At 54.5% G+C, this 5695-nt stretch carries 6 protein-coding genes and 1 pseudogene; 4 read left to right on the top strand and 3 right to left on the bottom strand.

Features of this window, described 5'->3' with window-relative positions:
- Positions 1–236 precede the first annotated feature (236 nt).
- Both BBW68_RS01195 and rsmD read right to left on the bottom strand, forming a co-directional pair.
- Positions 237–506 carry a DUF1145 family protein gene (locus BBW68_RS01195; protein ID WP_070133659.1) on the bottom strand — a complete coding sequence of 90 codons (270 nt, stop codon included), beginning with the start codon at positions 504–506 and terminating at the stop codon, positions 237–239.
- The gene (gene rsmD, locus BBW68_RS01190) at positions 496–1101 is read right to left on the bottom strand and encodes a 16S rRNA (guanine(966)-N(2))-methyltransferase (RefSeq protein ID WP_070133658.1); all 606 of its coding nucleotides are present in this window, start codon (positions 1099–1101) and stop codon (positions 496–498) included. The genes BBW68_RS01195 and rsmD overlap by 11 nt, the downstream gene beginning before the upstream one ends.
- 167 nt (positions 1102–1268) lie before the next feature.
- On the opposite strand from rsmD, the gene ftsY reads away from it, so the two are divergent.
- From ftsY to rpoH, 4 genes are all read left to right on the top strand, one after another.
- Positions 1269–2738, top strand: a complete 1470-nt coding sequence (gene ftsY / locus BBW68_RS01185; RefSeq protein ID WP_070133657.1) for a signal recognition particle-docking protein FtsY — start codon at positions 1269–1271, stop codon at positions 2736–2738.
- A 6-nt stretch (positions 2739–2744) separates the two neighbouring features.
- Complete coding sequence (ftsE, locus tag BBW68_RS01180; protein WP_070133656.1) at positions 2745–3413, top strand: cell division ATP-binding protein FtsE; 669 nt, start codon at positions 2745–2747, stop codon at positions 3411–3413.
- On the top strand, positions 3403–4395 hold the full coding sequence (gene ftsX / locus BBW68_RS01175) for a permease-like cell division protein FtsX (protein WP_070133655.1): 993 nt from the start codon (positions 3403–3405) through the stop codon (positions 4393–4395). The genes ftsE and ftsX overlap by 11 nt, the downstream gene beginning before the upstream one ends.
- A gap of 91 nt (positions 4396–4486) precedes the next feature.
- Positions 4487–5335, top strand: coding sequence for an RNA polymerase sigma factor RpoH (gene rpoH / locus BBW68_RS01170; protein ID WP_070133654.1), 849 nt, complete (start codon positions 4487–4489; stop codon positions 5333–5335).
- Between the two features lie 204 nt (positions 5336–5539).
- Here the strand turns inward: rpoH and BBW68_RS17395 are convergent.
- Positions 5540–5695 (bottom strand): annotated as a pseudogene (locus tag BBW68_RS17395) (IS3 family transposase); the annotation flags it as partial.

Genomic DNA, 5695 nt, shown 5'->3' with positions numbered 1-5695 from the left:
GTCTGACGCCCAACGAATCTGAGCGGCTGTACTACTTACAGTCTAATGCTGTGGCCAGTATTAGTTGACCACTACACATCCGCTCAATGGCGCAGGGGATTTCAAACTGAAGCTGAACGCTGGCGATTATCATCAGATTGATAAGAGCGTGAAGGGAAAGTTGAAGGTCAAAGGCACACGATTCGTCAGTTTTGTTTCCGGCACCAGCACGGCCCGCTGATGCCGGAAAAGATCACTTACTGCTTCGGATAATTCTTCTTTTGCCACGCCAGCAGTTCGAACACGCCAAAAAAAAACACTTTGGCTTGGATCGCGCCGCTGAGCTTTTTCGCGCCGGGCGGCTTGGTGGAGCGCATCAGCACCAGCTGTAGCCCGTGCATGATCACTATGAAAAACAGCGCGACGTTAACGAAGTACGTCAACGGTTTAGGAAAAGGGTGAACCACGTTGAGCAGTAAAAATGCCCAGATAAACAGCATCAGCACGCGACCAGCATTAATCAACATTTGACGTTTCCTTATCATTAGTGTGGCGGATATATAGGCGGTAGGCTACCTGTCCGGCAATTTTTTTCCGGTGCAACTGCCAGTTAACCGGCACCGGCGGCAGGCCTTGCTCCACTTCGCTCTCAACATACACCAGCGCATCATCGCTTAGCCAGCCGTTGCTCTCCAGCAGCGTGCTGGTTTGCTCCAATAATCCCTTGCGAAACGGCGGGTCGATAAACACCAGCTGATGCGGCTCCCCTTTCTGGGCAAGGAACTGCAACGTGTTAGTGTTCACTACGCGCGCGTTCTTTGCCCCCAGTGTGGCGAGATTTTTTTTCAGCTGCTGTGCCACCGGGCGCTCCAGCTCCAGCTGGGTGGCGCTGCCCGCATGACGCGACAGCGCTTCCAGTCCGAGAGCACCGCTCCCGGCGAAGCAGTCGAGGCACTTTGCCTGCTGAATGTCGGCTGCCAGCCAGTTAAACAGGGTTTCGCGCATGCGGTCGGTGGTCGGGCGCAGCCCTTCGCTATCCGGGACCGGCAGCTTGCGGCCGCGCCACAGGCCGCCAATGATACGTATTTGCCCGGCTGCACCACTGCGGGGTTTCTTTGTCATCTTGCTGAACTCTTAATAATTTGTTGCACAGTCTAATGGACTAACCGGGTGGAGGAAACGTAAAAAGGGTGCTGTGATGCTCTCTGCAGAAAGTGTTAGAATAAGGAATTAATATCAGTCTCTTTTTATACTAGAATGGCCTTCCCCGCGAGGAGTGTGGTTGCAACATGGCAAAGAATAAGAAACGTCGCTTTTTTCCTTGGCTTGGCTTGGGGCGTGATGAGAAAACGCCTGAGGTAGAGAAAACGTTAGAACAGCAGCCCACTGCCGATATCCCCGTCGCTGAAGAAACGCCTGCTGTTGAAGACGCGCTGGCTGCTGAAGCAACCCCTGCATCTGACGCCCCATCACCATTGATAGGTGAGCCGGAACTTGCCCCTAGAAAAATGGCGGAAGAGATTGTGGCAGTCACGGAGAGCGTGGCGGAACAGCAGGCGGAAGAAGCGCGTGTTGTTGAAGTGCCAATCGTTGCTGAACCTGAACTAGTCGTGGTTACCCCTGAACCCGAAGTGATTAGCGCAGTTGAGGAAGAGATCCTGCCGGAAGAGATTGCCGCGGAAGAAGAGGTGATTGACGACGCGTCGCTTGAAGCCGGCGTGCTGGCAGCGGAGCCGGTTGACGCAGCGCTGACCGCCGAAATCATTGAAGAGAGCGCTGAAGAACCGGCAGAACCAGAAGAGGTTGCCGCAGCGGTGGTCGAGCAGGAGCGGCTAGGCAAAGAGGGCTTCTTCGCCCGCCTGAAGCAAAGCCTAGTAAAAACCCGTCAGAACCTCGGTTCCGGCTTTATCAGACTGTTCCGCGGTAAGAAAATTGACAACGATCTGTTTGAAGAGCTGGAAGAGCAGCTGCTGATTGCCGACGTCGGGCTGGAAACCACCCGCCGCATTATCAGCAACCTCACCACCCAGGCAAGCCGCAAAGAGCTGCGCGATGCCGAAGCGCTGTACGGCCTGCTGAAAACCGATATGGCCGCCATCCTTTCCAAAGTTGAAGAGTCACTGGATGTGAGCGGTAAAACCCCGTTTGTTATCCTGATGGTTGGCGTTAACGGCGTGGGTAAAACCACCACCATCGGCAAGCTGGCGCGTCAGTTCCAGGCCGAAGGGAAATCGGTGATGCTGGCGGCGGGCGATACTTTCCGCGCTGCAGCGGTTGAACAGCTGCAGGTGTGGGGCCAGCGCAATAATATTCCGGTGGTAGCGCAGCATACCGGTGCGGATTGCGCGTCGGTGATCTTTGATGCCATCCAAGCCGCTAAAGCGCGCCAGGTTGACGTACTGATCGCCGATACCGCCGGGCGTTTACAGAATAAAGCGCACCTGATGGAAGAGCTGAAAAAAATCACCCGCGTGATGAAGAAGCTCGACGACCAGGCGCCGCACGAGGTGATGCTGACGATTGATGCTAGCACCGGCCAGAATACTATCAGCCAGACTAAACGGTTCCACGAGGCCGTGGGCCTGACCGGGATCACCCTTACCAAGTTGGACGGTACGGCGAAATGTGGAGTGATCTTCTCGGTGGCGGACCAGTTCAACATTCCGATTCGCTATATCGGCGTTGGCGAAGGTATTGAAGATTTGCGATCGTTTAAGGCTGACGATTTTATTGAGGCACTTTTTGCCCGAGAGGACTAACTTAGGATGATTCGCTTTGAAGAAGTCAGTAGGGCTTATCTCGGCGGTCGGCAAGCGCTGCAGGGGGTAGATTTTCATCTGCGTCCCGGTGAAATGGTGTTTCTGACCGGACACTCCGGGGCAGGTAAAAGTACCTTACTGAAGCTGATCTGTGGCATTGAGCGCCCGAGCGCTGGGCATATCTGGTTTGGCGGTCACGACATCAGCCGTCTCAAAAGCCGTGAAGTGCCGTTTTTGCGCCGTCAGATCGGAATGATCTTCCAGGATCATCATCTGCTGATGGACTGCTCAGTGTATGACAATGTGGCTATCCCGCTGATTATCGCCGGGGCGAGCGGGGAAGATATCCGCCGCCGCGTGTCGGCCGCGCTGGATAAAGTGGGTCTGTTCGACAAAGCGAAAAGTTTCCCTATTCAGCTGTCCGGCGGTGAGCAACAGCGCGTGGGCATCGCCCGTGCGGTGGTGAACAAACCGGCGATGCTGCTGGCGGATGAACCGACCGGTAACCTTGATGAAGCGCTGTCGGAAGACATTCTGCGCCTGTTCGAAGAGTTTAACCGCGTCGGCGTTACCGTGCTGATGGCAACCCATGATATGGCGCTGATCGGCAGCCGTAACTATCGATTGATGACACTCAACCAAGGACGTCTACACGGAGATTATCGTGGTGAATAAACGCAATCCCCAGCCGGCGGCAGCCAAAGCGGTGAAGCAGAAGCAGCCGTCAAAAAGCAAAACGCTGAAGGGCGGCTGGCAGGAGCAGTGGCGCTATGCGATGCACGATTCGCTGTCTGATATGTGGCGCCAGCCGCTGGCGACGCTGCTGACGGTAATGGTTATCGCTATCTCTCTGACGCTGCCGAGCATCAGCTATATGGTGTGGAAGAACGTCAGCCAGGCTGCAGAGCAGTGGTATCCGGCCCCGCAGCTGACGGTTTACCTCAGCAAAACGCTGGATGACGACGCCGCCGAAAGCGTGGTCGCGCAGCTGAAGAAAGAAGAGGGCGTGGAAAAAGTTAACTATCTGTCGCGCGAAGAGGCGCAAGGTGAGTTCCGCAACTGGTCCGGCTTTGCCGCCGCGATGGATATTCTGGAGCAGAACCCACTGCCGGCGGTGGCGATTATCACACCGAAGCTTAATTTCCAGAATTCCGATACCATGAACAGCCTGCGCGACCATGTGTCGAAAGTGCAGGGCATTGATGAAGTGAAGATGGATGACAGCTGGTTTGCCCGCCTTGCAGCACTGACCGGACTAGTGGGCCAGGTGGCAGCGATGATTGGCATCCTGATGATTATTGCGTTACTCTTGGTGATCGGTAACAGCATGCGTCTGAGCATCTTTGCGCGGCGCGACACCATCAACGTGCAGAAGCTGGTCGGCGCCACCGACGGCTTTATCCTGCGGGCGTTCCTGTACGGTGGTGCAATGCTCGGCTTTGCTGGTGCACTGCTGTCGCTGGTGCTGTCGCAGGTGCTGGTGCTTCGTCTTGAATCGGTAGTGATGCAGGTGGCTTCAGTGTTTGGCACCACCTTCGCGCTGCATGGCCTAGCGTGGGATGAGAGCCTGCTGCTGCTGCTGATTGCCGCCATGATTGGCTGGATAGCCGCGTGGCTGGCCACGGTGCAACATTTACGTCGATTTACGCCGCAGTAACCCATGCACACGTTTTTTTGATATAATCATCCTCTGATGCGTGAAATTCACGGAATGACGCGGTAACTTGCTTAACACAGAGAGGGTTTGAATGACCAAAAATATGCAAACTTTAGCTATTGCTCCTTTAGGTAACTTGGATGCCTACATCCGGACGGCTAATGCTTGGCCTATGCTGACGGCAGAAGAGGAAAAAGCGTTGGCTGAACGGCTGCATTACCAAGGCGATCTGGAAGCAGCAAAAACGCTGATCCTCTCTCACTTGCGCTTTGTTGTTCATGTCGCTCGTAACTATTCCGGTTACGGACTGCCGCAGGCGGACCTGATCCAGGAAGGTAACATCGGCCTGATGAAAGCCGTACGCCGTTTTAACCCGGAAGTGGGTGTGCGCTTGGTGTCATTCGCCGTTCACTGGATCAAAGCCGAAATTCACGAATACGTGCTGCGCAACTGGCGCATCCTGAAAGTCGCCACCACTAAAGCACAGCGTAAACTGTTCTTTAACCTGCGTAAAACGAAGCAGCGTTTAGGCTGGTTCAACCAAGACGAAGTGGAAATGGTGGCACGTGAGCTGGGCGTCAGCAGTAAAGACGTGCGTGAAATGGAGTCGCGTATGGCGGCTCTAGACATGACCTTTGACCCGACGCCGGATGACGAAGGTCGCTCCATGGTGCCAATGCTTTACCTGCAGGATAAATTTTCTGACTTTGCTAACGGCATCGAAGAGGATAACTGGGAAGATCACGCTGCCGATAAGCTGAGCGATGCGATGCAGGGGCTGGATGAACGCAGCCAGCACATCATCCGCACCCGCTGGCTGGACGATGATAACAAAACCACGCTGCAGGAGCTGGCTGACCAGTATGGCGTTTCCGCCGAGCGCGTGCGCCAGCTAGAAAAGAACGCGATGAAGAAACTGCGTCTGGCGATTGAAACGTAATTCTTTATTCCGATAATTTCTGTCGGGTCTGACCTTTTGCTTGTAGGGGCTGACCTTTTTTCGGTCAGCTCGTCTACACAGATTCGGTCAGCCCGCCGGTACACAACATCGGCAAAGGTCAACCGGAAAAAGTGGTCGCCCCCTACAATTTCGGCACTGTTGCAAAGATATTGATGAGTTAGCCTTTCGTGTTATTGAAAGGTCTTATCTTTCAAAGACTCTAATACTGGTCACCGCATTAGACTGTAAGTAGTACAGTCGCTCAGATTCGTTTGGCGTCAAGCCGCCGTTATACCAATGATGCTGGATGGCGCTGTAATACTCCGTGATGTAGCAGATAATTGAGCTCTGAGCCTCGCT

Source organism: Candidatus Erwinia dacicola, assembly GCF_001756855.1.
In the GTDB taxonomy this organism is placed as follows: Bacteria; Pseudomonadota; Gammaproteobacteria; order Enterobacterales; family Enterobacteriaceae; genus Erwinia; species Erwinia dacicola.
The sequence above is the reverse complement of the archived record's forward strand: the minus strand, read 5'-3'. Positions and strand labels throughout refer to the sequence as shown.